21 protein-coding genes are annotated in these 25,219 nt (G+C 36.0%); 14 read left to right on the forward strand and 7 right to left on the reverse strand.

Annotated elements, in window-relative coordinates; genetic code table 11:
- Window positions 1–98 precede the first annotated feature (98 nt).
- The 3 genes from H6W52_RS14610 (at window position 99) to H6W52_RS14620 (ending at window position 3,078) form a co-directional block, all read left to right on the forward strand.
- Window positions 99–590, forward strand: coding sequence for a hypothetical protein (locus H6W52_RS14610; RefSeq protein ID WP_116099001.1), 492 nt, complete (start codon window positions 99–101; stop codon window positions 588–590).
- An 83-nt stretch (window positions 591–673) separates the two neighbouring features.
- Window positions 674–2,119 carry an aminoacyl-histidine dipeptidase gene (locus H6W52_RS14615; protein WP_116099019.1) on the forward strand — a complete coding sequence of 482 codons (1,446 nt, stop codon included), beginning with the start codon at window positions 674–676 and terminating at the stop codon, window positions 2,117–2,119.
- Between the two features lie 74 nt (window positions 2,120–2,193).
- On the forward strand, window positions 2,194–3,078 hold the full coding sequence (locus H6W52_RS14620) for a restriction endonuclease (protein ID WP_087707629.1): 885 nt from the start codon (window positions 2,194–2,196) through the stop codon (window positions 3,076–3,078).
- 90 nt (window positions 3,079–3,168) lie between these two features.
- Here the strand turns inward: H6W52_RS14620 and H6W52_RS14625 are convergent, their stop codons facing one another.
- A complete protein-coding gene (locus H6W52_RS14625; protein ID WP_087707626.1) occupies window positions 3,169–3,498 on the reverse strand; it encodes a 2Fe-2S iron-sulfur cluster-binding protein in 330 nt (109 codons plus the stop codon).
- A gap of 62 nt (window positions 3,499–3,560) precedes the next feature.
- The gene (locus H6W52_RS14630) at window positions 3,561–4,616 is read right to left on the reverse strand and encodes an NAD(P)/FAD-dependent oxidoreductase (RefSeq protein ID WP_076395722.1); all 1,056 of its coding nucleotides are present in this window, start codon (window positions 4,614–4,616) and stop codon (window positions 3,561–3,563) included.
- Window positions 4,617–4,772: 156 nt separating this feature from the next.
- Between H6W52_RS14630 and H6W52_RS14635 the strand changes: the two genes are divergently transcribed.
- Window positions 4,773–5,543 carry a DUF3108 domain-containing protein gene (locus H6W52_RS14635; protein WP_116099000.1) on the forward strand — a complete coding sequence of 257 codons (771 nt, stop codon included), beginning with the start codon at window positions 4,773–4,775 and terminating at the stop codon, window positions 5,541–5,543.
- A gap of 116 nt (window positions 5,544–5,659) precedes the next feature.
- Window positions 5,660–8,083 (forward strand): DUF5916 domain-containing protein, encoded by a 2,424-nt coding sequence (locus tag H6W52_RS14640; protein ID WP_116098999.1) that lies wholly within the window; start codon window positions 5,660–5,662, stop codon window positions 8,081–8,083.
- A gap of 512 nt (window positions 8,084–8,595) precedes the next feature.
- Here H6W52_RS14640 and H6W52_RS14645 read toward each other — a convergent pair.
- The 4 genes from H6W52_RS14645 to H6W52_RS14660 all read right to left on the reverse strand — a co-directional run bounded on the left by H6W52_RS14645 (window position 8,596) and on the right by H6W52_RS14660 (window position 12,933).
- Window positions 8,596–9,240 (reverse strand): response regulator transcription factor, encoded by a 645-nt coding sequence (locus tag H6W52_RS14645; RefSeq protein ID WP_116098998.1) that lies wholly within the window; start codon window positions 9,238–9,240, stop codon window positions 8,596–8,598.
- A complete protein-coding gene (locus tag H6W52_RS14650) occupies window positions 9,237–10,955 on the reverse strand; it encodes a sensor histidine kinase (protein ID WP_185216773.1) in 1,719 nt (572 codons plus the stop codon). Before H6W52_RS14650 ends, H6W52_RS14645 begins: the two co-directional genes overlap by 4 nt.
- Before the next feature lie 176 nt (window positions 10,956–11,131).
- A complete protein-coding gene (pheS, locus tag H6W52_RS14655) occupies window positions 11,132–12,142 on the reverse strand; it encodes a phenylalanine--tRNA ligase subunit alpha (RefSeq protein ID WP_076395712.1) in 1,011 nt (336 codons plus the stop codon).
- A gap of 131 nt (window positions 12,143–12,273) precedes the next feature.
- Complete coding sequence (locus H6W52_RS14660; protein ID WP_116098996.1) at window positions 12,274–12,933, reverse strand: YceI family protein; 660 nt, start codon at window positions 12,931–12,933, stop codon at window positions 12,274–12,276.
- An 85-nt stretch (window positions 12,934–13,018) separates the two neighbouring features.
- On the opposite strand from H6W52_RS14660, the gene H6W52_RS14665 reads away from it, so the two are divergent.
- Window positions 13,019–13,954, forward strand: a complete 936-nt coding sequence (locus H6W52_RS14665; protein WP_116098995.1) for a sulfate/molybdate ABC transporter ATP-binding protein — start codon at window positions 13,019–13,021, stop codon at window positions 13,952–13,954.
- A gap of 412 nt (window positions 13,955–14,366) precedes the next feature.
- On the opposite strand, the gene H6W52_RS14670 is transcribed toward H6W52_RS14665, so the two are convergent.
- Entirely contained in the window at window positions 14,367–14,711 is a 345-nt protein-coding gene (locus H6W52_RS14670) for a zinc ribbon domain-containing protein YjdM (protein ID WP_076395707.1), read from the reverse strand.
- A 56-nt stretch (window positions 14,712–14,767) separates the two neighbouring features.
- On the opposite strand from H6W52_RS14670, the gene H6W52_RS14675 reads away from it, so the two are divergent.
- The 8 genes from H6W52_RS14675 to H6W52_RS14710 all read left to right on the forward strand — a co-directional run bounded on the left by H6W52_RS14675 (window position 14,768) and on the right by H6W52_RS14710 (window position 25,173).
- Window positions 14,768–15,100 carry a hypothetical protein gene (locus tag H6W52_RS14675; protein WP_185216775.1) on the forward strand — a complete coding sequence of 111 codons (333 nt, stop codon included), beginning with the start codon at window positions 14,768–14,770 and terminating at the stop codon, window positions 15,098–15,100.
- Between the two features lie 69 nt (window positions 15,101–15,169).
- Window positions 15,170–16,375, forward strand: a complete 1,206-nt coding sequence (locus H6W52_RS14680) for an RsmB/NOP family class I SAM-dependent RNA methyltransferase (RefSeq protein ID WP_116098993.1) — start codon at window positions 15,170–15,172, stop codon at window positions 16,373–16,375.
- A gap of 315 nt (window positions 16,376–16,690) precedes the next feature.
- Window positions 16,691–18,355: a GLPGLI family protein gene (locus tag H6W52_RS14685; protein ID WP_116098992.1), complete on the forward strand. Its 1,665-nt coding sequence runs from the start codon at window positions 16,691–16,693 to the stop codon at window positions 18,353–18,355.
- A 323-nt stretch (window positions 18,356–18,678) separates the two neighbouring features.
- Window positions 18,679–20,352, forward strand: a complete 1,674-nt coding sequence (asnB, locus tag H6W52_RS14690) for an asparagine synthase B (protein ID WP_116098991.1) — start codon at window positions 18,679–18,681, stop codon at window positions 20,350–20,352.
- A gap of 273 nt (window positions 20,353–20,625) precedes the next feature.
- Window positions 20,626–21,438, forward strand: coding sequence for a hypothetical protein (locus tag H6W52_RS14695; protein ID WP_084196489.1), 813 nt, complete (start codon window positions 20,626–20,628; stop codon window positions 21,436–21,438).
- A 343-nt stretch (window positions 21,439–21,781) separates the two neighbouring features.
- Entirely contained in the window at window positions 21,782–23,188 is a 1,407-nt protein-coding gene (locus H6W52_RS14700) for an MFS transporter (RefSeq protein ID WP_116098990.1), read from the forward strand.
- A 411-nt stretch (window positions 23,189–23,599) separates the two neighbouring features.
- Complete coding sequence (locus tag H6W52_RS14705; RefSeq protein WP_116098989.1) at window positions 23,600–24,475, forward strand: pirin family protein; 876 nt, start codon at window positions 23,600–23,602, stop codon at window positions 24,473–24,475.
- 113 nt (window positions 24,476–24,588) lie between these two features.
- Window positions 24,589–25,173, forward strand: a complete 585-nt coding sequence (locus H6W52_RS14710; protein ID WP_116098988.1) for a hypothetical protein — start codon at window positions 24,589–24,591, stop codon at window positions 25,171–25,173.
- The last annotated feature ends 46 nt before the right edge of the window (window positions 25,174–25,219 follow it).

The following is a 25,219-nucleotide window of genomic DNA, read 5'->3' on the forward strand; positions in this document are numbered from 1 at the left end:
TGATTTCAAACGGTTAAACTTTATCAGAAAAATCTATACATTAAATTTTCCTTACCTTTAAGTTTCGAAAATTTTTAGGTTAAATTAAATAATACACGATGAAATATGTAATCATTTTCTTTTCGGCTTTCCTTATGGTTGCCTGTAAAAAAGATAAAGAAACAGTTTCCGATCCGGCAAAAAAAGATTCTGTAACGGTCGTTCAGGATTCTGTAAAAACAGATGCCCAGAAAACAGGTATTGCCGTTGATCCATTTCCTTTTCCGAAAGAAATTAAGGAATGTTCATGCTATTTTGCAAAAAGCAAGTCGGATTTTGAAAACGAAAAATACATTTATGCAGATGATGCCGGAAAAACAGCCTACATGAAGCTGGACGGAAAAAGACTCGCCATGAATCTGATCTCTTCAAGCGATATGGAAGTAGACGAAGAACTGAGCAAAGAAATTGAAAGCGACGATTATAAAATCTCGGTAAAAGGTAAAAAAATAAAAGGAGAAGAAGCTTTACTTTTTGAAGGCACGCTTACTATTGAAAAACCGGACGGAACGGTTGTCACTATGCCTATTTACGGAGAATGCGGATGCTAAAATCTGCCTGAAACAATAAAAAAGAATGCTTCTGAATGATCGGGAGCATTTTTTATTTCGTAATTTTGATAAAAATAAATTTCATGGAGCTATCTAATATAGAACCGCAGATTATCTGGAAAAATTTCTCCAAATTAAATGCGGTTCCGAGACCCTCAAAAAAAGAAGAAAAAGTAATTGCGTTCATCAGAGAATTTGGTGAAAACTTAGGATTGGAAACCACCGTTGATGAAGTAGGAAATGTAATCATTAAAAAACCGGCAACAGCGGGAATGGAAAACCACAAATCTGTGGTTCTGCAATCGCATCTGGATATGGTTTGCCAAAAAAATAATGATGTAAATTTTGATTTTGAAACAGAAGGAATCAAAATGGAAATCGATGGAGACTGGGTAAAAGCAAAAGGAACCACTCTGGGAGCCGACAATGGTTTAGGAGTAGCAACGATCATGTCTATTCTGGAAAGTTCAGATATTCCACACCCTTCTTTGGAGGCACTTTTCACCATTGATGAAGAAACAGGAATGACAGGAGCTTTAGGTCTGAAACCGGGACAGTTAACCGGAGATATCCTTCTGAATCTTGATACCGAAGAAGACGATGAAATTGATATCGGCTGCGCCGGAGGAATTGATGTAACGATCTCCCAAAACTACGAAACTGAAGCGGCAAACGGACAAATCGTGAGATTTGAAGTAAAAGGTTTACAAGGAGGGCATTCCGGAATGGATATTCACAAAGGCTTCGGAAATGCAAATGTTATTTTGGGAAGACTTCTTTATAAGGCTTTGGAAAAAGAAAACATTCAGCTGATTTCTATTGACGGAGGCGGATTGAGAAATGCCATCCCGAGAGAAGCCGTTGCTGTTGCTTCCGTAAGAAATGCTCAGGAATTTATCGAAGAAGTGACGAACGGACTTAAAAAAGAAATTTTAGACGAGTTTGCAAGCATTGAAGCCGGTCTTCAGATCAATATCGAAAACACGACAACTTCAGAGAAAGCGATTTCAGAAGCAGATTCCAGAAAGATTATTTTAACATTGAAATCTCTTCATAACGGAGTGTATAGAATGAGTCCGGATGTAAAAGATCTGGTAGAATCTTCCAACAACGTCGCAAGAGTTGAATTAAAACACGGTGTATTAAAAATTTTAAACCTTTCCAGATCATCTGTAGAATCATCTAAAGATTCGGTGGCTGAACAGTTAAAATCGGTTGCTGAACTTGCCGGAATGAATACAGTTTTCAGCGGTTCTTATCCGGGATGGAAACCAAAACCGGGTTCTGAAATCGTTCAATTGATGGAAAAAATTTACGTGGAGAAATTCACTGAAAAACCTCACGTTGTAGCCTGTCACGCAGGTCTGGAATGCGGAATCATTGGAGCCAATTATCCTGAGATGGAAATGGTAAGTTTCGGACCGACCATTCGTGGGGCACACTCTCCAGATGAAAAGGCAAATATTCCTTCGGCACAGAAATTCTGGAGTTTCCTGAAAGATATTTTAGCCAACATTCCTCAGAAATAAAATTGTAAAATTGCTATATTGAATATCCAAAGTCGTTTTGATTTTGGATATTCAATTGTAAGAAGCTATGTAACATGAGTGAAGCAAAAAAGAAAACTAAGCAGGCTGCATTTACAAATTGGTTTGGTCCACTTTTAAATGCTTTAAGAGAATTAGGTGGTTCTGGACGACCTAAAGAAGTTGTGGAAGAAATTGCTAAAAAAGAAAAAGTTCCGGATTCTCAACGTGAAGAAGTCATGAAATCTGGGATTCTAAGATTTGATAATCAAGTAGCATGGGCAAGACAATATCTTGTATGGGAAGGTTTATTAGACAACTCTAAAAAAGGTGTTTGGACTTTATCATCTAAAGGTCAAAATACTTTTTTAACATTAGACGATTCAAGAAAAATATTCTTAAAATGGGTTGAAATTCATCAGAAAGCTAAAAAAGAAAAAACACCGAAAGCCAAAATTGTTGAATTCCAAGAAGAGGAAGAACCTGAAGAATTAGAACATGAAATTACTCCTACATTATTGGAAGTATTACAGTCTGTCACCCCAAATGGATTTGAACATATTTGTAAAAGATTGCTTCGTGAGCATGGCTTTGAAAATGTAAATGTGACGCAAGCCTCTCATGATGGTGGAATCGATGGCTATGGAACGTTAGAACTTAATCCATTTGTAAGTATGAAAGTTTTATTTCAATGCAAAAGATACAAAGGGACAGTCTCAAGATCCCAAATCGGAGATTTTAGAAATGCCATGATTGGAAGAGCTGATAAAGGTATAATTCTTACAACTGGAACATTTTCTGAAGATGCGAAAAGAGAAGCATCACGAGATGGCGCGCCTCCGATAGAATTAATTGATGGAAAAAAATTAGTTGAATTATTCGAGAAAGTTGAACTAGGGTTAAAACCTAAAGTAATTTATGAAGTTGATTATAATTTTTTCGAGATTTATATGAAAAAATAAATCTCTTTATTTCTAATATCAAAACTTATTAAAAAACCTCCCGAAGAAAATCTTCGGGAGGCTTTTATTTTATGGTAAGTTAAAATCTTTCTAAGGATAAGGAGCGATTTCCACTTCCAGACCTTCCATTTCTGGAACGATATGCAGTTGGCAGCCCAGTCTGCTGTTTTCCTGTACATGGAATGCTTCACCCAACATGGCATCTTCTTCTGCGCCCATTTCGTCCAATCCCGGATCGTTGGTTACATAAACCTGACATGAAGCACACATAGCCATTCCTCCGCAAACTCCGATGGTTCCTTCTTCCGCCAGTTCATAAGAACGGATGATTTCCATCAGATTCATGGACATATCCGTTGGCGCAACAACATCGTGCGTAACTCCTTCCCTATCGGTAATTTTTATATTAATATCGCTCATCTTTTGTTGATCGTTAATAGTTGATTGTTATGGTAATTGATATTCAACAACAGACAACAAAATTAGTCAATTTTTTTCACAACTGCCTTTTCAGCCTCTTTTCTGCTTCCGTCGAATCCGTCTACGCCGCTTACCGTTGTATATTTCAGAACGAATTTTTTACCCGGATTCAGTCTGTTGTAAACACTCTGACACATTAAAGTAGCTTCATGGAACCCGCAAAGAATCAGCTTTAATTTCCCCGGATAAGTATTGATATCCCCGATCGCGTAAATTCCGTCGATGTTCGTTTGATAATCCAAAGCATTGTTTACAACGATTGCATTTTTCTCGATATTCAGTCCCCAGTTTCCGATTTCTCCCAATTTTGGTGTTAAACCGAATAACGGAATAAAATAATCTGTCTCAATATCGTAAGGATCCTGTCCGTCAATAGCAACCGTAATCGCTTCTACCTTTCCGTCACCTTTAATGGCAGTAACTTCCGCAGGAGTTATTAATTTAATTTTACCCTGATTTTTAAGATCCTGAACTTTTTCTACAGAATCCAGAGCGCCACGGAATTCGTTTCTTCTGTGGATCAGAGTAACTTCACTTGCCACATTTGATAAGAAAATACTCCAGTCCAGTGCAGAATCTCCTCCTCCGGCAATCACTACTTTTTTATTTCTGAAATGTTCAGGCTCCTTTACAAAATATTCAAGACCTTTTTCTTCGTAATCGGCTACATTTTCAATCGTAGGTTTTCTCGGCTCGAAAGTTCCCAAACCTCCTGCGATAGCAATAGCTTTCGCTCTGTGAACAGTTCCTTTGTTCGTAACTACCTCAAACCATTCGTCATCCACTTTTGTGTAAGAAACTGCGGTCTCTCCCAAAGTGAATCCCGGCTGAAACTGCTTGATCTGCTCCATTAAATTATCCACAAGCTCCCCCGCATTTACAGAAGGATATCCCGGAATATCGAAAATAGGCTTTTTAGGATAAAGCTCAGCCAACTGTCCTCCCGGTTGAGGAAGTGCATCAATAATATGGCACTTCATTTTTAATAAACCTGCTTCAAATACAGCAAAAAGTCCTGTAGGACCGGCTCCTATGATCAATATATCCGTCGTTATCATAATTATAAGATAATTTAATTATACTTGTGATCGCAAATTTACTAATTTTAATGCGAAGCATATTTAATTCAGTCTAAATAAAAAACTGAGATTTGTCAAATATATTTCATATTTTAAAGTTATTGAATTTGGCAATGTTTTTGTAAAATTTTAATTATGAAGAAATTTTTAAGTATTATTTCGATATTTGTATTCATTCTGGGATTTGGACAGATTGATAATATTGCAGACGGAGAGTCTATTACGCTGAGAATCCATTACGGATTTCTGAATGCGGGTACCGCTAATCTTACGGCACAGAAAACCACCTTCAAAGGAGCTCCGCATCTCCATGTAAGAGGAACGGGACAGACAACCGGAGCAGTAAGAGCGTTTTTTAAGGTAGAAGATTTTTATGAAAGCTACATCAATATGCAGACTGAACTTCCGAGCTTTTATGTAAGAAACGTGCGGGAAGGAAGCTACAGACAGCATCTGGAAACAACCTTCAATCATGACAATAACACATTGGTTTTAACGGACAAGAAAACGCCGGCAAACGGATCGAAAGTAATAAAATCTGTAAAAGGAGTTCAGGATATGCTTTCGTGCTTCTACTATTTAAGAAGTAAAACTGCCGCGGAACTGAGAACCGGAACAGTAATCAACATGAATGTATGGATTGATGATGAAATGTTTCCTTTTCAGCTAAAAGTAGTGGGAACTGAAAATCTGGATACCAAATTCGGGACAATTAATTGTTTAAAAATTATTCCGTCTGTGAAAAGCGGAAGGGTTTTTAAAGAAAAAGAAGGAGTAACGATGTGGGTTTCCAACGACGCCAATCATATTCCTATTTTATTGAAAGCTGAATTGGCAGTCGGATCATTAAAAGCGAGTATCGACGGATATAAAAATGTAAAATATCCTTTAAAGTTTACAAAATAAATTCATTGTAAATCATTAGAAATAAGATGTCTGCAAATTTTGCAGACATTTTTTTGTTTCTTATGTAATAGATTTCAGATTTCGGTTGTCTTGTTTAAAACATTAAGAACTGAACTATGAAAACTCAGATCCTGGCAATTTGCCTTACTTTATCTTCCCTACTCACCTATTCTCAGAAAAAGGAAGATGCGCAGATTGTCAGAAAAAACATCGTCATCACAAAAACCTCATCTTCTCCCAAAATAGACGGAATTCTGGATGATGCAGAATGGCGGAATGCTCCTGTTGCTACCAGTTTTATAGAAAGACAGCCCAACAACGGAAAACTTCAGGCAGATTCTATCAGAACGGAAGTCAGAATTTTATATGATGATACAGGAATTTACTTCGGAGCCCAGATGTACGATCCTACTCCCCATAAAATTGCCAAAGAACTCACAGAAAGAGACGGCGTAGGAAATGATGATTTTTTTGGAATTACTTTAAACGGATACAACGACAAACAGCAGAGTCTGGAATTTATGGTAACCGCAGCCGGCGTTCAGTTTGATGCAAAAATCACGACGGACGGAGAAGATGACACATGGAATTCCATCTGGTACAGCGGCGCAAAAATCAACGAAAAAGGATGGGCGGTAGAAATGAAAATCCCTTATTCCGAACTTAGATTTCCAAAAAGTAACGTCCAGGAATGGGGAATGAATATGTTCCGCAGGATTCAGCGTACAAAAACTACTTATGACTGGAATTTTGTGGATAATGCAAAAAACTCTTATACATTATTTGATGGTGTTTTAAACGGAATTGAAAATATCAATCCTCCTACCCGATTGTCTTTCACACCTTATTTTTCCACGTACGTCAACAGTTTCGACGGAAAAAATACTGCCAATGTGAATGGTGGAATGGACGTAAAATACGGTATTAATGATGCTTTTACCTTCGATATGACTCTGATTCCGGATTTCGGACAGGCAAATTTTGATAATTCGATTTTAAATTTAACCCCGTTTGAACAGCAGTTTTCCGAGCAGAGAACATTCTTCACCGAAGGAACCGAATTATTCAGTAAAGGTGGAATGTTTTATTCAAGAAGAGTCGGCGGAGAACCTTCGAGATATCCTGCAACCAATGACAATGAAGAGGTAACAGAATATCCTTCAAAGGTAAAATTATTCAATGCTTTTAAAATTTCGGGAAGAACAAAAAAAGGATTGGGAATCGGTTTTTTTAACGGAATAACGCAAAAAATGGAAGCTACGATATTAAACCATGAAACCGGGGAAGTGAGAAGAGAGGTCGTAGAACCGTGGACGAATTACAATGTTCTGGTTTTTGATCAGCGATTTAACGGAAATTCTTCTGTCTCTTTGGTGAATACCAACGTTACCCGAAACGGAGATTTCCGCGATGCCAATGCAACGGGAATTCTCTGGGATATCAACAACAAAAAAAATACTTACAATACTTTCGGAAGTTTAAAAGGAAGCTGGGTGATGGATGGTGAAACGAAATTCGGGACTAGAGGTGAGCTTGGCTTTGCAAAAATTTCAGGGAAAAACCGTTTTAATATCAACGGAAATGTCACTACAAAAGACTGGGACATCAACGATGTAGGATTTTCTACAAGAACCAATTTCGGAAATTACAACGCGTGGTACGGTTACAGAATTTTGCAGCCTACGAAAACGTTCAACAATATGTATCTGAATTTTAATCTGAATTATTTTCACAGACTGGAACCGTTTATTTTTCAGAATCTGATTTTTAATAACAATAACAGTTTTACCGATAAAAATTTCAGGGTTTTCGGAGGAGGAATAGAATTTACCCCTTTTACCCAGAATGATATTTACGAACCCAGAACTTTTGGGAGACATCTGAAAGTTCCCAAATACTTCGATTCATGGATATGGTTTGAAAGCGACAGCAGAAAAAAGTTACAGCTTAATTTCAGTTTCGATTATTATGCGTACGATGAAAAAGGAAGAAATCAGGTTCTTACCAATTTCGGACTTCGTTACCGTTTTTCAGACAAATTTAATGTAAACTGGAGCTTTAATCCGAGCTTCAGCAATAATGAAACAGGTTTTGCAGGGAAAAACAGCTCTGATATTTTCATCGGAAGAAGACAGCGAAATACCTACGAAAATGCACTGACTTCAAAGTATACTTTTAATGAAAAAATGGCTCTTACATTAACTTTCAGACATTATTTTTCGGATGTTACCTACAAACAGTTTTACACGCTGAATCAGGACGGAAGTATTGCAGAAACCAATGCTTTTGATAAAAATTTAAACGGAACCTACAATGCATGGAATGTCGATTTAAGATTTTCGTGGTGGTTTGCTCCGGGAAGTCAGTTGACATTATTATACAGGAATGCCACTTCCAATTATCTTGAATTTTCAAGGCTGAATGTGAAGAGAAACTATGATATGCTTTTCAGCGAACCTACTGTGAATAATATTTCTCTAAAGTTAACGTACTTTCTGGATTATAACAGGATAAAAAACTGGACGAAGAAGAAAGGTTAATCGTTGATTTAACAGAACCGTTGTATATTTTCAATAGAATCTTGTTTTTAATTACGTTTTGTTTCTTAGGTCAGTAATTAAAAACGTCAAGCCTCCGAAATTTCGGAGGCTTGATTTTCATTGTGTGTGTTTTTTTAGGCTGCTTTCTAACCTTTGCTACCCTTTTTTTAGTATCTGTTACAGAGCATTGCTGCTCTGCAATCACGATACAAATATCATTTGTGTCTTAGTATCTCTGATTCTGAAATAATTTTTTTTCATCATTTGTGTTTTCAGAATCAAAAATCACTTTTAATTATCGGTTAATAATTGTTTGCTTTTGTTGATACAAATGTAGGCACATTGTGGTATATAATTCTAATAAATCCTTTAGATATATATCGCTAAGCTTGTAGATATTTATCTACAACGATAAATAATTCAATACTTTAGCGAAAAAGCAATCATTTTAATAAAAAAAATCACGAAATATTATTATTTCATGATCTCAATTTCAAAATGTATTTTAAAGTTTAGTAATGATTTTTCATCACTTCAATAAGTTCTACAATATTTTCGATGTTAAGTTTATCGAAAATTCTTTTCTTAAGTGTACTTACCGTATTCTGTTTAATATCAAGCCGGTTGGCAATTTCAAGATTTCCAAGACCTTCCGCGTACATTTCCGCGATCTGGAGTTCCCTTTCCGTTAAAGACAACAAAGGATTAATGAGTGTCGGGTTGCTTATGGAATTTCTCAACAAAGCCTGTGTAACCTCAGAAATATAACTTCCATGGCTGTACATTCTCTTTATTGCTTCTGCAATTTCCTCTTCTTCGCTCAGTTTGCTTAGAAATCCGTCTGCTCCCGCATTTAAGAATTTTAAAGAATGGGCGCTTTCTTCAATTCCTGTAAAAATAAGAATCTTGGTTTCCGGACTTATTTTTTTAATCTCCGGAACAACAGTAATGCTGTTTCCATCGGGAAAATGAGCGTCTATAATTGCAATATCCACCGGTTGTTCCTGTATAGAATTCATAAGCTGCTGCAAATTGGAAGCGTGAAAAATCTCACTCTCCCAATCCATATCTTCCAGAAGAAAAACAACTCCCTGCCTTATCAGACTATGATCATCTGCAAGCAAAAACCTCACAGCTCCCGATTTTATTTCACTCATTTACTGATGTTTAAATTAACAGAAAAATGTACGGTAGTCCCTTTTCCTTCCTCGCTGGAAACCGAAATATCGCCATCATACAAACCAATGATTTCTTTACATAAACTCAATCCCAATCCTGCTCCGAGATTTTCCACATCTTCCGATAAAACTCCCTGATAATAAGGTTCGAATATCTTTTCAAGATCAGATTTGGAAATTCCGACACCGGTATCGCTGATTTCTGTAATCAAAGATATTGTATTTTCGTCAACAGGCTGCGTTTTTGTGATGACTTTTATCTGTCCGTTTTCAGTAAATTTATTGGCATTTCCCAGAATATTCATGAAAATCTGGTTGATTTTTTTATTATCTGAATAAACGTTGATGTTCTGGTTAATATTTTCATCAATAATGAATCTGTTGTTTCTGGTTTCAATGTACGGTTCAATAGAAGTAAGAATTGAAGTGATCTCGTTTTTAAGATTGAACTTCACCGGAATAAGTTTATTTTCAACCGCCTGATTTTTCGTGTATTCCAAAATCTGGTTCGCCTGCATCAGCAGAGAATCATTGGTAAAACTGATGGATTTCAGATACTCTTTCACCTTTTCGTCTTCTGTTCTTTTATTGATTCTGTTGATGAATAACCCTATAATTTTCAGAGGCGATCTCAGTTCGTGACTCAGCATTCCCAAAATTCTATTTTTGAAATTCAGGTTTTCACTAATCTGCTTATTGGCAGCATTCAGTTTTTTCTCATAAATAAATGCAATTCTGGTCAGGAACATAATCAAAACGGAAACAATGAACATCAGGATCATCGCACCGAATACCAGATTTTTTCTAATTCTGTTGCTTTCTGAATTCTGCTTCTGATATTCTTTTTCCAGTTCAGCTTTTGAATCCTTAATGGCAACTTCGTAGATATTCATTAAACCATTGCTGTAAACGAGAAGATTATTAAAAATTTTATAGAAATTACCGCTGTTGTTCTGGTTTCTCACCACATTTACCTGAATTTTCTTAATTTCTCCCTTATAATGATTGTTCACTTCATTAAAAATACTGTCGAATTCAGCCTTAATATTGGCAGGGCTGGCTTCTTTTCCCTGTTTTACTGTAATAATCGTACTTTCTTTCCGTACATTTTCCTTTCCGGAAATAGCATCTCCCAAACGTCCAAAAAGCCCTTTTTTCTTTACCGTATCGGAAATTGTTTTTGTTTCTACTTTAAATTTATCAAAATCGTAGTTGATGCTGTATTTTTCCAGTTTCGGAAGGCTGTTCTCTACCTTAAAGTTAGATTTCGTAGAATATTCGTAGGTGGAATCTATCAGAGATTTCAGCTTTTTAATCTCCATAGAATCTTTCTTCTTGGAGGTTAAAACGTTTTTAAGCTTCGGATATTTGTTTTCGTAATGTCCGATACTGTCGAGATTTTTACCCAGTTTATTAAGAGAAGTAAAGTAAGAATCGAGATAGGTATTATCATTACTCACCATATATTTCTGAAGAAAACTCTGTGCATTCAGGAGTTCTCCGCGGGAATTGTCCGTAAGATTTTCCAGCGTATGAACTTCTTTAAGCTGATTTTCAAAAAAGGTTAAATTTTTCCTCGAAATAAATTCATTATAGAAAAAACCGGCAATAAGAAGCTGAATGAACAGAATACAAACGAGCAATGAGTAATGGATAATTTTTCTCGCTTTAAAATTCAATAATTTTTTGGACATTTTGTGTAAGTTATTAGTAAGTGTGTTTTTGTTTATTTTTTAACAGTAAAGAAATAGATCCATTTGTTAAAACTTTCTGTAAAAATTGAAAATTTTAAACAAGGTTACCATAAAAATAGTAAAAAATCCTGTAAATTGAATTTTTACAGGATTTAAATTTATTTAGACTTTACGAATTATAAAGTTTTGAATTGCTCTAATGTTCTGATATCATTTTCAAAGAACATTCTGATGTCGCTCATCTGATAAAGAAGCATTACAATTCTTTCAATTCCCATCCCGAAAGCATAACCTGAATATTTTTCCGGATCGATGTTTACATTCTTTAAAACGGCAGGATCTACCATTCCGCATCCCATAATTTCCAGCCATCCTGTTCCTTTCGTGATCCTGTAATCTGTTTCTGAGTTTAATCCCCAATACACATCAATTTCTGCACTTGGTTCCGTAAAAGGGAAATAAGAAGGTCTCAGTCTGATTTTTGATTTTCCGAAAAGCTCTGTTGTAAAGAACTGAATGGTCTGCTTTAAATCTGCAAAGCTTACATTTTCATCAATATATAAACCTTCAATCTGGTGGAAGATACAGTGGGAACGTGAAGAAACCGCTTCGTTTCTGAACACTCTTCCCGGCGATAAAATCCTGATCGGCGGCTGATTTTCTTCCATATAACGGATCTGTACGGAAGAAGTATGTGTTCTTAATAAAATATCCGGATTCTGCTCGATGAAGAAAGTATCCTGCATATCTCTCGCCGGATGGTATTCCGGAAGATTCAGTGCCGTGAAGTTATGCCAGTCGTCCTCGATTTCAGGACCGTCTGCCACAGCAAAACCGATAGATTTAAAAATTTCGATGATCCTGTTTTTCACTAAATTGATCGGGTGTCTTGATCCCAGATCCAAAGGAAACGCCGGTCTTGTAAGATCTTCTTTTTCTACGATAATAGAAGATGCAGAAGCATTTTTCAAATCCTCCAGTTTCACGTTAACAGCCTGCTTCAGGGTATTGATCTTCTGCCCGAAATCTTTCTTCTGGTCGTTGGGAACTTCTTTGAATTTTTCAAAAAAATCATTCAGAATTCCTTTTTTACCATTGTACTTGATTCGGAAGTTTTCGATCTCCTCCTTAGATGTAGCATTAAAGCCGTTTACCTCAACGAGTAATTCTTCTATCTTTTCTATCATTGTTTTACCCTTTCAAAATGTTTTGCAAAAATACGGTTTTTCAGTTGAATAATTTTCTTAAAAATGTTAAAAAAAATCTGCCTCTTTTGGGGAGGCAGACTTCAATCACTTATTTCACTTAAATAAAAAAATTATTTTTTTTCTAAAGCTTTCACGTTGATCTGAAGAGTTACCTCATCTTTTATCACGCCATTTTCGGCGGGAGCCTGAAATTTCACCCCAAACTCTTCTCTCATAATGTCTTTCGGCTCGGTAGCAATATTTACCAGACCTTCCTTCACGGAAACATTGGCTTTAAACTGAACCGGTTTTGTAATGCCTTTAATGGTTAAATTCCCATCCAGTAAAGTATTATAATCTCCTTCGGATAAAGGGGTTACTTTGGTAATTTCATATGAAGCCGTGGGAAATTTTTCTACCTCGAAGAAATCCCCGCTTTTCAGATGTCCGTTAAGTTTGTTGAGATTTTCAGTATCGTTTTTCAGATCTTCAGAAGTAAGGGAAGCCATATCGGCAACAAATTTTCCGCTCTCCAGTTTTCCTTCTTTTACAGTAACATCGCCACTTTCGAATTTAATAGTACCGAAATGGCTTGTATTTTCAGATTTAAAAATTTTATATCCCTTCCACTCCACTCTGCTGTTAAGAGTATCCACAACATATTGTGTCCCATCTTTTGTAGTTGCCACTTCATTGCTATCGCTGGTAAGAGGCTTTTCCTTTTTACAGGAAACTACTGCCGCTAAAGCGAAAAATGCAGGAATAACCAACGAAAACAGCTTTTTCTTCATGATTTATAATTTTTTATTACTCCTGCTAAAATAATAAAAAATATTGTTCTTTCCTAAAAACATTTCAATTCATTACTTTTGTAGTATGCTATTAGAAATAAATCATTTAAACTTTTCCTATTCTAAAGAAAAACCTTTGTTTCAGAACCTTAATCTGGGCTTTGAGGAAAGTAAAATTATTGCGCTTGCCGGAGAAAGCGGATGCGGAAAATCTACTTTACTGAGCCTGATCTACGGATTGCTGGACTGGGAAAGCGGTGATATTATTTTTGACGGTAAAAAATTACAGGGACCGAAAGGAAATCTGGTTCCGGGAGAAGCCGAGATGAAATTCGTTGCCCAGAATTTCGATCTGATGCCTTATGCAACGGTTGCGGAAAATGTAGGAAAATTTATCTCAAATATTAATCTGGCAAAAAAGAAAGAAACCGTTTCTGAACTTCTGGAAGTTGTCGGTTTAGAAGAATTCGCTTCTATTTTACCTAAATATCTGAGTGGCGGACAACAACAAAGAGTTGCCATCGCAAGAGCACTTTCTGTACTTCCGAAACTTCTGATCCTTGATGAACCTTTCAGCAATCTGGATTTTCCGAGAAAGATTGAACTGAGGGAAAAGCTTTTCCGATATGTAAAGCAGAATAATATTTCTCTGGTAATTTCCACGCACGAACTTCAGGATATTATTCCGTGGCTGGATGAAATTATTGTATTGCAAAACGGAAAAATAGTACAGAAAGGAAATCCCGAAGAAGCTTTTAAAAATCCTTATAATTCTTACGTTGCCAAACTTTTCGGGGAAGTGAATATTTTCAGTGAAAGTGAGATGCAGGATTTTCAGATTTCAAAATTTTCTTATTATCCGAAAGAAATAAAAATCTCTGAAAGCGGTTTTGAAGCCGAAGTTCTGGAGAGCCGTTTCGCAGGAAACCATTACTGGAATAAAGTAAGGGCAAAAGATAAAGAAATTATTCTGTATTCTGATGAAAAACTGAACGGAACTATCGCTGTTTCATTTGGTTAAATTCTGACGAATATTTCTAACGAAGCTGAATATCATAGCCCAGATTAAGCGGCATGTCTGAGCTCTTTTGGTAGGTTCGGGGGGCTGCCCCCCACCCACCGAAACTAACGAAAAAGCGAGTAGCGAAAGCTGGAAAAAGCTCCTGAAAAAATCCCATAACGATCGCATTCTCTACAACTTATTGTGGATTTGTGGATAAAAAAAATACAAATGTAAGAATTGGGTTTAAAACTTTTTCTTACATTTGTATATCAACAGCATAAGGAAATTTTTGGTTAATACTCTTTCTGCCTCCTGAGACGAAATCCGTTTATTCTAGACAAACAATGCCGTCTCTTGAAAGATTACCCTGTCCAATTCTTTCCTTTTTTTATTGCTTTATTTTCTTCTTCTGATAGTAAAATCCTGAAAATTAAGCCTTTTTCACAAATTCAGATTTCAGTGCCATAGAACCGAAGCCATCGATTTTACAGTCGATATTATGATCGCTGTCCGGTCTCAGACGGATATTTTTAACTTTTGTTCCTGCTTTTACAGGTTTTGGAGCACCTTTTACGGGAAGATCTTTAATAACCACCACAGAATCTCCATCCTGAAGTTCGTTACCGTTAGAATCTAAGATTTTCCCTGAATTTGATGCATCTGCGCTTTCTTCTTCGGGATTCCACTCGTAGAAACACTGGGAACAAACCATCATATTATCGCTCGGATAAGTAAACTCGGAGCTGCATTTCGGACAAAGTACAGTATCACTCATATTTTTAATTTTTTGCAAAGTTAAATTTTTAATATCTTCAATTAAAATTTAATAACATGAGATATACACGTAGATTTTTCATTTTTATTTCTTTAGTCCTGTTTTTCAGGTTATTTGTTCAAATATTTAATGAGGTTGACTTAATTCCTAATTACACAATGACATTTGTTGATGAAGAAATTTCCCAAGTCGACAGTTTTCAAAACTTAAATGAATCTAAAGAATATTCAAAATCCCAGATTTACAAATATCAGAAAATCAACAAAGAAAGATCAGATAAAGCCAATTCGCAGCTTATAATGATCGTTGTATTGGTTATTATTCAGTTGTTTTTCTATTTTTCTAACCACAGAGAAAGCCCAAAGCAAAATTTTGAATTCACAGACTAAAATTTTGAAACAGAAATTCTCAGCAGAAATTCGTACTTTTGCAGATTCAAAATAGCAGAACCCAATTTTATGGAATTGATACACAGAAACCTGGCAATCGGAATTCACGATGCTTTGCAGGAAACATTTTTCGAAAAAAATAAATACGCCGATAAAGTAATCGAAAGACTTTTGAAAGCGAATAAAAAATGGGGAAGCCAGGACAGAGCAGTGGTTTCTGAGATTTTCTATAACATCATCCGTTGGAAAAAACGCCTTGAATATTACATGGGGGAAGGTGTAAAGCCCAACAATATTTATAAATTAATCATTGCTTATCTTCTTTGGAGCAAAACCAACTATAAAAAATTTGAAGAATTTGACGGAATAAAAATCGCCGACATTCTTACCAAGCTTAAAAAAGGAACCGTTCCTACGAAAGCGATCGAGCATTCTATTCCGGAATGGCTTGCCGAAACTTTAGAAAAAGAACTGGGTGAAAAGTGGGAAAAAGAAATGTATGCTTTAAACGAGCAGGCTCCGACGGTTTTAAGAGCAAATTCTCTGAGAACAACAACGAAAGAGCTTATCTCTGATCTTTCCGATGAAAACATCGTTTCTTACCCTATTAAAAATTATCCGGATGCAGTACAATTGGAGGAAAAAAAGAATGTTTTCCTGACGACTGCTTTTAAAGAAGGATTGTTTGAAGTTCAGGATGCTTCTTCCCAAAAAATCGGGTATTTCCTTGATGTAAAGGAAGGACAGAGAGTTGTTGATGCTTGTGCAGGTGCAGGAGGAAAAACGCTTCACTTAGCCGCTTTAATGCAGAATAAAGGACAGATCATCGCACTGGATATTTTCGAATGGAAACTTGCCGAACTGAAAAGACGTGCAAAAAGAGCCGGAGCGCACAACATTGAAACCCGTATGATTTCTGATAATAAAGTAATTAAAAGGCTTCATGAAAAAGCAGACCGATTATTGATCGATGCTCCGTGTTCAGGTTTGGGGGTTTTAAAAAGAAATCCGGACAGCAAATGGAAAATCGATCAGGCTTTTATCGACAGAATTAAAGTTGAACAGCAGCAGATTCTTCAGGATTATTCTAAAATGCTTAAAAAAGGGGGGAAAATGGTGTACGCAACGTGTTCTATTCTACCTTCTGAAAATAATTTGCAGGTTGATGAATTCATCAGAAACAATCCGAACTTTAGAATGATTAAAGACGAAAAAGTAATGCCAAGTGAAGGCTATGACGGATTCTATATGGCTTTAATTGAAAGAGTTTCTTAAAAAACATTCTTTATATAATGAACAAAACTACTCTTTTCAGGGTAGTTTTTTTGTTACATTTATATTTCGTAATCTTTATATCTTCTTTTTAATTGATATCTGATATTAATCATACTGCTTTTTAACGCAAAGGATCGCTAAGATTCTTTTATATACCAACTGTTTTTAAGTTCGCAAAGGCGTGTCACTCAGCAAAGAACTCAAAGATTTCCAACAAGATAAATTAAAGGCAACTATCTTCTAACAATATAAAAATGAATTTCTAAATAATATCTATTCAGTTAACAATTATCTTTGCTAAAACCATTTCAAATTATGCATCTAAGAATTTTAGTAAGCTTCTTTACTTTTTTATGCTGTTTATCTTTTGCACAGACGTACGAAGTACAGTACCTCAGTTCATCCAATGGGAAAGTTTTAACGGAACAGTCTCCCACTTTAGTTTGGGCAAATGAAAAGGAAAATTTTATCCTGAATAACAAAATCAGAGAACAAAAAGCAGATTTTCCTTTCGAAATTACGAAAATTGAAAAACCTTCGAATACGGTAATTTCTTATGCGTTTTTAAAATCTGACGAAATTATTTCAACTTCAGACAAAGAATCTGTGGCAAAACAGACTTTTGAATTCACCAATGAAACCAAGAAAATTTTGGGATACACCTGCAAAAAAGCAGTTACCAAAATCAATTCCAACACTATTGAAGTCTGGTACACCAACGATCTGAAAATTCAGGGAGGACCTTCTGTAATCGGGCAAAATCTGGGATTTGTTTTGGAAATTGAAAGAAATAAAAACTCTCTGATCACCGCTCAATCGATTAAAAAAGTTAAGAAAACTAACATTGATGCTATTCTGAAAGGCTCGATTAATTCAACCGATCAGTTAGGTTACAGAGATCTTTTGTGGAAAAGCAGATTCACCACCCTGAAAGTTTTTGATCATGAAACCCTTAATTTTTCAGATGAATCTAAATCTGATGAAAACATAAAAAGATTCGCTAACGGAACCATTATTCTGAAAAAAATTAAGTTCCCGAAAATTTCCGAGGGCGAAAATATTTTCGTTGAATTAAAACAACAATCCAACGGCGATGCGTACGACAGAACGGGAACCGTATTTTTTGTACCACAGGACAAACCGCAGTCTTTTTTCGACGGACTGGAAAAAGGAGTAAAAACACTTCCTGTGTATGAAAACGGAAACGGAAAACAATATTACGGAATTACAGCAACGGAAAATTACAGTCCTGCGGTAGAAATGATGCGATTTTTCACCGCTTTCGGGATCAATAAATTCAATCATATTCAGTTAAAAGATAAAAACTGGCAGACCATCAGTCCTTACCGTGAAGATATTACAGATCTGAAACCTTCCCTTTCTGAAAAGGAATTATGGATCGGAACATTCATCGGAAATTACGATAAAGGCGGTCATAAAGTAAGTCTGGAAATCACCATTCACAAAAGCGATCAGACCATCTATAAAAACAATACGGTTATTCCTTTATTCAACACTCTGAACATTATGGAAATGGCAGGACAGGACTATTCTACCATGTTTAATAATGATAAAGGGCTATTTGTAGAGTTTACTTTAAAAAAGGATTTGAAAAATGCCCAGTTGAAATATACAACAACCGGTCATGGAGGCTGGGAAAACGGCGATGAATTTGTACCCAAAACCAACTCGATCTTTTTAGACGGAAAAATGACCTATTCTTTTGTGCCGTGGAGAACCGACTGCGGATCTTATCGTCTTTATAATCCCGCTTCAGGAAATTTTCCGGACGGACTTTCTTCATCAGACCTCAGCAGATCAAACTGGTGTCCCGGAACCGTTACCAATCCCAATTTTATTCAGCTTGGAGATTTAAAAGCCGGAAAACATACCATTCAGGTAAAAATTCCGCAGGGTCCGACTGAAGGAACGAGCTTCAGTTCGTGGAACGTTTCAGGAGTTCTGTTAGGTTCCGAATAAAAACAAAACCTTCTCGCAAACTGAATTGCAAGAAGGTAAAAACACAAATGATGAAAAAAAATTATTTCGAGCCACAAAGTAAGGGTTAAAATTTGTAGAATAAATTACCATACATTAAGAAATATCTCATAATAATTTCGTATGTAATGAATAAATTAGAGATGTGAGTTAAAAAAATCAACTAAAATCATATTTTCAATTTAAAATAATTAAATTTTTACTTCATTTTAAATTAATTAATTAAAAATATTAACTTATTTAATTTTTTTGTTGTTATTTTTAAACCACTATTCTACTTTTGTTTCAAATTAAATGAAAAAAAAATGTGTGGAATTGTATGTTTGTTTGACGCCAAACAAAAAACCGAAATATTAAGACCTCAGGTTCTTGAAATGTCTAAAAAAATTCGTCACCGTGGTCCGGACTGGAGCGGAGTGTTCCAGAATGACAAAGTGGTTTTCTCTCATGAAAGACTTGCCATCGTAGATCCTACCTCCGGAAAACAGCCATTATTTACCAAAGACGGAAAAATAGTTCTTGCCGTGAACGGTGAAATCTACAATCACAGAGAACTGAAAGAAGAATTTCCTGATTATGAATTTCAGACACAGTCAGACTGTGAGGTTATTTTAGCTTTATATCAAAAATACGGAAAAGATTTTGTTGAAAAATTAAACGGAATTTTTGCCTTTTCTTTATATGACACAGAAAATGATGTGTATCTCATTGCACGCGATCACATGGGAATCTGTCCTCTATATCACGGTTGGGATAAAAACGGAAACTATTACGTTGCTTCAGAACTGAAAGCGCTGGAAGGAGTCTGCAAAACCATTGAGACTTTTTTACCGGGACATTTGGTGTACAGCAAAGACGGAAGCGAGCTTCAGCAGTGGTACAAAAGAGACTGGGAAAGCTTTGATGCCGTAAAAGATAACGAAACGGATATTGAGAAATTAAGAAAAGGACTGGAAGATGCGGTTCACAGACAATTGATGAGCGACGTTCCTTACGGAGTTTTGCTTTCAGGCGGATTAGATTCTTCCGTAATTTCTGCGATTACGGCAAAATTTGCACGACAGAGAGTGGAAAGCGGAGATACACAGGAAGCGTGGTATCCGAGATTGCACAGTTTTGCAGTCGGTTTGGTAGGATCACCGGATTTGGCAGCAGCTCAGAAAGCAGCAGAACACATCGGTTCGGTTCACCATGAAGTTAATTTTACCGTTCAGGAAGGTCTGGATGCGGTTCGTGATGTTATTTATCATCTGGAAACGTATGACGTAACGACAGTGAGAGCTTCTACGCCGATGTATCTTTTGGCAAGAGTGATTAAATCGATGGGAATTAAAATGGTGCTTTCCGGAGAAGGTTCTGATGAACTGTTCGGTGGTTATTTATATTTCCATAAAGCTCCGAATGCGAAAGAATTCCATGATGAAACCGTAAGAAAATTAGGAAAACTTCACCTGTACGATTGTTTAAGGGCCAACAAAGCGTTGATGAGTTGGGGAATTGAAGGGCGAGTTCCTTTCTTAGACAAAGAATTTATGGATATTGCCATGACTGTGAATCCGAAAGATAAAATGGTAAATGCTGCCGAAGGAAAAATTGAAAAGTGGGTTCTGAGAAAAGCTTTCGAAGATATTCTTCCGGAATCTATTGTCTGGAGACAGAAAGAGCAGTTTTCGGATGGAGTTGGTTATTCATGGATCGATACTTTAAAAGCCGTTGCTGAAAAAGAAGTAACGGATGAAATGATGGCAAATGCAAAATTCAGATTCCCTTTAAATACGCCTCAAAACAAGGAAGAATACCGTTACAGAACAATTTTTGAAGAGCATTTCCCAAGTGAAACTGCGGCAGCAACAGTTCCTTCGGTTCCTTCGGTTGCGTGTTCTACGCCAATTGCGCTGGAATGGGATGAAGCATTCAAAAACATGAACGATCCGAGTGGAAGAGCCGTAAAAGTGCATGAAACTTCTTACGGTGAATAGATTTCGGAAGTATGAGTGTATGAGTGTTTTTTGAGTTTGTGAGATGGATTTTTTATTCTTCATTTTTTATTTAACAAATAGAAGATGAGCATTCTGAAACGAAATCCTGAACTCTAAAAATCTAAACTTTACATAAAAATTTATCAATCCTGTAGCAATACAGGATTTTCTTTTGCATTTACCTTAATAATATTGTCAGAATTTAACCGTTAATCAAATATATTATCTAATAAATAATTATATTTGGAAAACGAAAATATCAATTATAAAAAAATGAGAAGAAACATTACTATCTTATTTGCTTTATTATCCATGACTTTTGCTTTCGGACAGGGAAAATATGGTAAATATCTTAGCTCCAAAAAACTGGCAATGGTGTATAAAAGTGTGAAAGATGGCGATAAAGACGACTTCTACCAACAATACTACTGGCTGGTAAAAGCGGAACAGCTGAAAACGTATCCTCACCTTAAAGATATAAAACCGAAAGTTTTATATGAATTTGTAAAAAAAGTGAATCCTCAGAATCCGACTAAAAAACTGGATGCAAGAGGTAAAGAACTTAGAGAAACCGCAGAATTATCTTTAAACCAGTATTTCAAAAACAAAAATCTGGATAACAATTCTGTTTTAATGTACAATCTGGAAACGTATGTAGATCCTTCTAAAGGACAGTATTATACAAAAGTTGATGCAGAAAAAATTAAGGAACTGGTTCCGAAAGAGCTTTATGCTTTCAACTCCAACAACAGAAATACAGGAGAAGATAAAACGTATTATCTTTGGATTAATAAAGAAAAAGACGATTTCAATATCGTAGACATCATTCCTGAAGAGAAAGAAAATAAAGCGTTCTATGCGAGAGTGAAGCAGTATCTTCCGAGCTATAAATTTTCAAAATATGTTCCTTCTGTGAAAAAAGGGACAAAAACGGACAGAACAGATGCAGATTTCTACTACATCATGCCGTTTGAACAAAACACAGATAACATCGAATACAAAACAAAAGATTTCAAAACTTTCGAATTAAGCCAGTACAGAAAAGCCGGCGAAGAGTGGAAAGGGGTTGAAAAACCAAGAAAATAAATTAAAAAGTCCTGTGAAGTTTCGCAGGACTTTTTTATTGGAATATTTTTTAATACAAATGGCACAAATTTTTGCACGAATATTCACAATTGCTCGTAAAATTTAAGAAAATAGAATATTATAAATGTCGTTATTGATAACATCATCAAAAACTTAAAATAGCTAACAGTTCAGGAGTATCAGGAAAAATATTGCGGTAAATAGATTTCTCGTTCGTGGAAATAACAGCTTAATCCATCGATTAACATCTTCTCTTTATTAAAAGGAATAAAAATTGCTCTGAAAATTACATTCTCATTTTTTTTGAACCAAACAAATCTGGAAGCTTTTCCAGTAAAAATACATGTCAGAAACACTTTCGCAGCCTCAAAATTCGATTAAAAAAATTCTGCCGCTGATTCTTGCAACGGCTATCTTCATGCAGATGCTGGATTCCACTATTCTGAATACTTCCTTGCCTTCCATTGCAAAAGATCTTCAGGAATCTCCGCTGAATATGCAGAACGCCATCATCAGTTATGTACTTACATTAGCTGTTTTTATGCCGGCAAGCGGATTTCTGGCAGACCGTTTCGGAACTAAAAAAGTTTTCATATTTTCTCTGATTCTTTTCAGTTTGGGATCTCTGTTCTGTGCCATGTCTCAAAATCTTACTCATCTGGTTATTTCGCGAGTTATTCAGGGAGTCGGAGGAAGTTTGATGACACCTGTCGGAAAATTAGCTTTAATTAAAACTTTCGATAAAAGCGAATTATTAAAAGCCATGAACTTTGCCATTATTCCTGCACTGATCGGTCCCGTTCTCGGTCCTTTGGTGGGAGGTTATATGGTAGATTATCTTTCGTGGCACTGGATTTTTTTAATTAACATCCCGATCGGAATTCTGGGAATTGTTTTAGGCATAAAATTCATGCCCAACTACACATCCAAAGACGTTGATTTTGATCTGAAAGGATTTTTGATCTTCGCAGCCGCCTCTCTCCTGCTTTCCATTGCTTTGGAACTTTTCGGAGATATGCAGAATACAACACCGGTTCTGGTCATTTTCATTCTGGGATTTCTTTGTCTCTACTACTATTACAGACACGCCAAACGTGATGAAAGCCCTATTTTTCCTTTAAATTTGTTTCAGGTAAGAACTTTCAGAGTCGGAATTGTCGGAAATCTTGCCACCAGATTAGGAATCAGCTCTGTTCCGTTGCTTTTACCGTTAATGATTCAGATTGCGTATAAACAATCGGCAGTAACTTCCGGATGGATCATCGCTCCGATGGCTTTAACCGCAATGTTCGGAAAATCGTATGTGATAAAAATCTTAGACCGTTTTGGTTACCGACAGACTTTAATGACGAATACTTTTATTATCGGAACGCTGATCTGTCTTTTGGCGATTCCCGATATCAACACCTCATTGTATTGGTTTATTCCTATTATTTCTATTTTGGGATTTTTTAATTCCATTCAGTTTACTTCGATGAATACCATTTCTATTGCAGATCTTCGAAATTTTCAGACCAGCAGCGGAAATTCACTTATATCCGTCAATCAGCAGCTTGCCATCGGATTCGGAATTGCTTTCGGATTAATTGTACTTAAAATTTTTGAAAATACCGATCTTATTCACGGAGAAATCCACAACGCTTTCCGATTTACTTTTCTTACTGTCGGAATTCTCACGATCATCTCCGGATTTATTTTCCGCAGACTCCATATTTCAGATGGGAAGAATATGAAATCGAAAGAGGATTGATAAAACAAACCGATTTGTCGATTTCCTAATTTAGGCAAAGAAAAAATCAATTGTTCATTGATTTCAGGAGTTTTTTGCAGCTTTCGCTACTCGCTTTTTTTGGATTCGGCGGCTGCTAAGCAGCCGCCGAATCCAAAAAAGAGCTCAGACATGCCGCTCAATGAGCTCTGAAATTGTGGAGAACATTTATTCAACAGGAAATTACAGCTTTATTTCTAAAACCACCCCGTCAAAAATTTCTCTGAAATTTTCGCCACCCCTCCAAAGGAGGGGAATTTTTACATCCTAAATAAAAAACTGAAAACATCCACTCAGCGCAATCATCAATCATCAATCAATCCCCCTTATTAACACAGATCAATGTACAGGATTTTTGCTTAAGATACCTTTGCTTCATAATACAACCATATTATGGCAACTAAAAAAATAGAAAAAATAGTATCTCCGAAACCTGTGCATTTTGTGGGCGACGGTTTTAGGGTTCATAATTTTATTCCGGGCGTTCAGGGAATGGATATGAAAAGAATGGATCCGTTCATTATGCTCGATTACAATTCAAAATTTCACTTTAACGGAACAGATCGGCCTCGAGGAGTGGGCGTTCATCCGCACCGAGGTTTTGAGACTGTAACCATAGCGTATAAAGGAAAAGTGCAGCACCATGACAGCGCAGGAGGTGGCGGAATTATCGGTGAGGGCGATGTACAGTGGATGACTGCCGCAAAAGGTGTTCTTCACAAAGAATATCATGAAAAAGAATGGGCAAAAGAAGGCGGAATTTTCCAAATGGTTCAGCTTTGGGTAAATCTTCCGTCGGTTTATAAAATGAGCTGTCCGAAATATCAGACAATTAAAAATTCAGATATGACGAAAGTGGATCTTGGAGAAAACGGACATATTGAAGTGATTGCCGGAGAATATCAAAATCAGAAAGGTCCCGCTTTTACCTTCAGTACGGTTCACATGATGAATGCAAAACTGAAAAATGGTGGAAAAGCAGCATTCACCTTTCCCGAAAATTTCAATACTGCTGCATTGGTGATAGAAGGAAGTATTATCGTTAATGATGAAGAAAAAATACCACTTAATCATCTCGTTCTGTTTCAAAATGAAGGAGAAGATTTCACTATAGAAGCAACAGAAGACTCAATCGTTTTAATCATCAGCGGAATGCCTTTAAATGAGCCTATCTTTCCTCACGGACCTTTTGTAATGAATTCCAGAGAAGAAATTATGCAGGCTTTTGAAGATTTCAACTTAGGCAGATTCGGCTATCTCGCAGATTAATTTTAATTAAAAATTATCATCAAGCTGTTCTTTTTCTTAATTTTATATATTTAGACGATGGTTCGGAAAATATCCGGATAATTTACTAATTATTTCAAGCCATTAAATAAAACATGGAAACTAATACGATTAAAGAACTGAGAAACAGAATAAACATTCCTTTACATTCAGCCCAAAAACTATTGAAGAGAAACAATAATAATGTAGAATTAAGCATACAGGAATTTCATCGCAACAAAATTAATACGATATGCAGATTAACTGAATGTGACGATAAAACTGCAAAAAAATATTACCATATCTGTAAGCATGATGAAGAGAAAGCCATGAAAAAAATTCAGGAAAAAATCTTATATCTTACAGCAACACCAAATCAGCAAATTCATAAAATAGGATTTATATTATGGGCTGAAAACAGCAGTCTGGAAAAATATTACATCCCAACAGACAGGGGCATCTTTATTCAATCTAAAGATTTTGATTATGTAATTGACATTTTTAAAGCTGCCGATTCTGAAACGTTTGACATCACAGGTCATAACCGATATAAAAATGAAACGATGAGAAAAATTGTAAATCAGATCGCAAGATTACCTGTAGAAACAGCGGATGAAGAATTATTTTTACGGAATCTGATTAAATGGTTCAATTCCAAACTGAGATTCGCAGAAGAAATCGTAGTGTATGGGAATCTATAAACATTCAACTTGCAAAATCCTCATTTAAGAATTCAAAATTAAATTA

The organism is Chryseobacterium sp. C2(2020), from assembly GCF_014218915.1.
In the GTDB taxonomy this organism is placed as follows: Bacteria; Bacteroidota; Bacteroidia; order Flavobacteriales; family Weeksellaceae; genus Chryseobacterium; species Chryseobacterium mucoviscidosis.

What these genes read in the sequence shown, in the direction of transcription:
- H6W52_RS14630 (WP_076395722.1), bottom strand. Translation starts at nt 4,616, where the DNA reads ATGATAACGACGGATATATTGATCATAGGAGCCGGTCCTACAGGACTT.
- H6W52_RS14710 (WP_116098988.1), top strand. Translation starts at nt 24,589, where the DNA reads ATGGAAACTAATACGATTAAAGAACTGAGAAACAGAATAAACATTCCT.
- H6W52_RS14620 (WP_087707629.1), top strand. Translation starts at nt 2,194, where the DNA reads ATGAGTGAAGCAAAAAAGAAAACTAAGCAGGCTGCATTTACAAATTGG.
- H6W52_RS14675 (WP_185216775.1), top strand. Translation starts at nt 14,768, where the DNA reads ATGAGATATACACGTAGATTTTTCATTTTTATTTCTTTAGTCCTGTTT.
- H6W52_RS14670 (WP_076395707.1), bottom strand. Translation starts at nt 14,711, where the DNA reads ATGAGTGATACTGTACTTTGTCCGAAATGCAGCTCCGAGTTTACTTAT.
- asnB (WP_116098991.1), top strand. Translation starts at nt 18,679, where the DNA reads ATGTGTGGAATTGTATGTTTGTTTGACGCCAAACAAAAAACCGAAATA.
- H6W52_RS14650 (WP_185216773.1), bottom strand. Translation starts at nt 10,955, where the DNA reads ATGTCCAAAAAATTATTGAATTTTAAAGCGAGAAAAATTATCCATTAC.
- H6W52_RS14640 (WP_116098999.1), top strand. Translation starts at nt 5,660, where the DNA reads ATGAAAACTCAGATCCTGGCAATTTGCCTTACTTTATCTTCCCTACTC.
- H6W52_RS14700 (WP_116098990.1), top strand. Translation starts at nt 21,782, where the DNA reads ATGTCAGAAACACTTTCGCAGCCTCAAAATTCGATTAAAAAAATTCTG.
- H6W52_RS14660 (WP_116098996.1), bottom strand. Translation starts at nt 12,933, where the DNA reads ATGAAGAAAAAGCTGTTTTCGTTGGTTATTCCTGCATTTTTCGCTTTA.
- H6W52_RS14665 (WP_116098995.1), top strand. Translation starts at nt 13,019, where the DNA reads ATGCTATTAGAAATAAATCATTTAAACTTTTCCTATTCTAAAGAAAAA.
- H6W52_RS14615 (WP_116099019.1), top strand. Translation starts at nt 674, where the DNA reads ATGGAGCTATCTAATATAGAACCGCAGATTATCTGGAAAAATTTCTCC.
- H6W52_RS14645 (WP_116098998.1), bottom strand. Translation starts at nt 9,240, where the DNA reads ATGAGTGAAATAAAATCGGGAGCTGTGAGGTTTTTGCTTGCAGATGAT.
- H6W52_RS14610 (WP_116099001.1), top strand. Translation starts at nt 99, where the DNA reads ATGAAATATGTAATCATTTTCTTTTCGGCTTTCCTTATGGTTGCCTGT.
- H6W52_RS14695 (WP_084196489.1), top strand. Translation starts at nt 20,626, where the DNA reads ATGAGAAGAAACATTACTATCTTATTTGCTTTATTATCCATGACTTTT.
- H6W52_RS14635 (WP_116099000.1), top strand. Translation starts at nt 4,773, where the DNA reads ATGAAGAAATTTTTAAGTATTATTTCGATATTTGTATTCATTCTGGGA.
- H6W52_RS14625 (WP_087707626.1), bottom strand. Translation starts at nt 3,498, where the DNA reads ATGAGCGATATTAATATAAAAATTACCGATAGGGAAGGAGTTACGCAC.
- pheS (WP_076395712.1), bottom strand. Translation starts at nt 12,142, where the DNA reads ATGATAGAAAAGATAGAAGAATTACTCGTTGAGGTAAACGGCTTTAAT.
- H6W52_RS14685 (WP_116098992.1), top strand. Translation starts at nt 16,691, where the DNA reads ATGCATCTAAGAATTTTAGTAAGCTTCTTTACTTTTTTATGCTGTTTA.
- H6W52_RS14680 (WP_116098993.1), top strand. Translation starts at nt 15,170, where the DNA reads ATGGAATTGATACACAGAAACCTGGCAATCGGAATTCACGATGCTTTG.
- H6W52_RS14705 (WP_116098989.1), top strand. Translation starts at nt 23,600, where the DNA reads ATGGCAACTAAAAAAATAGAAAAAATAGTATCTCCGAAACCTGTGCAT.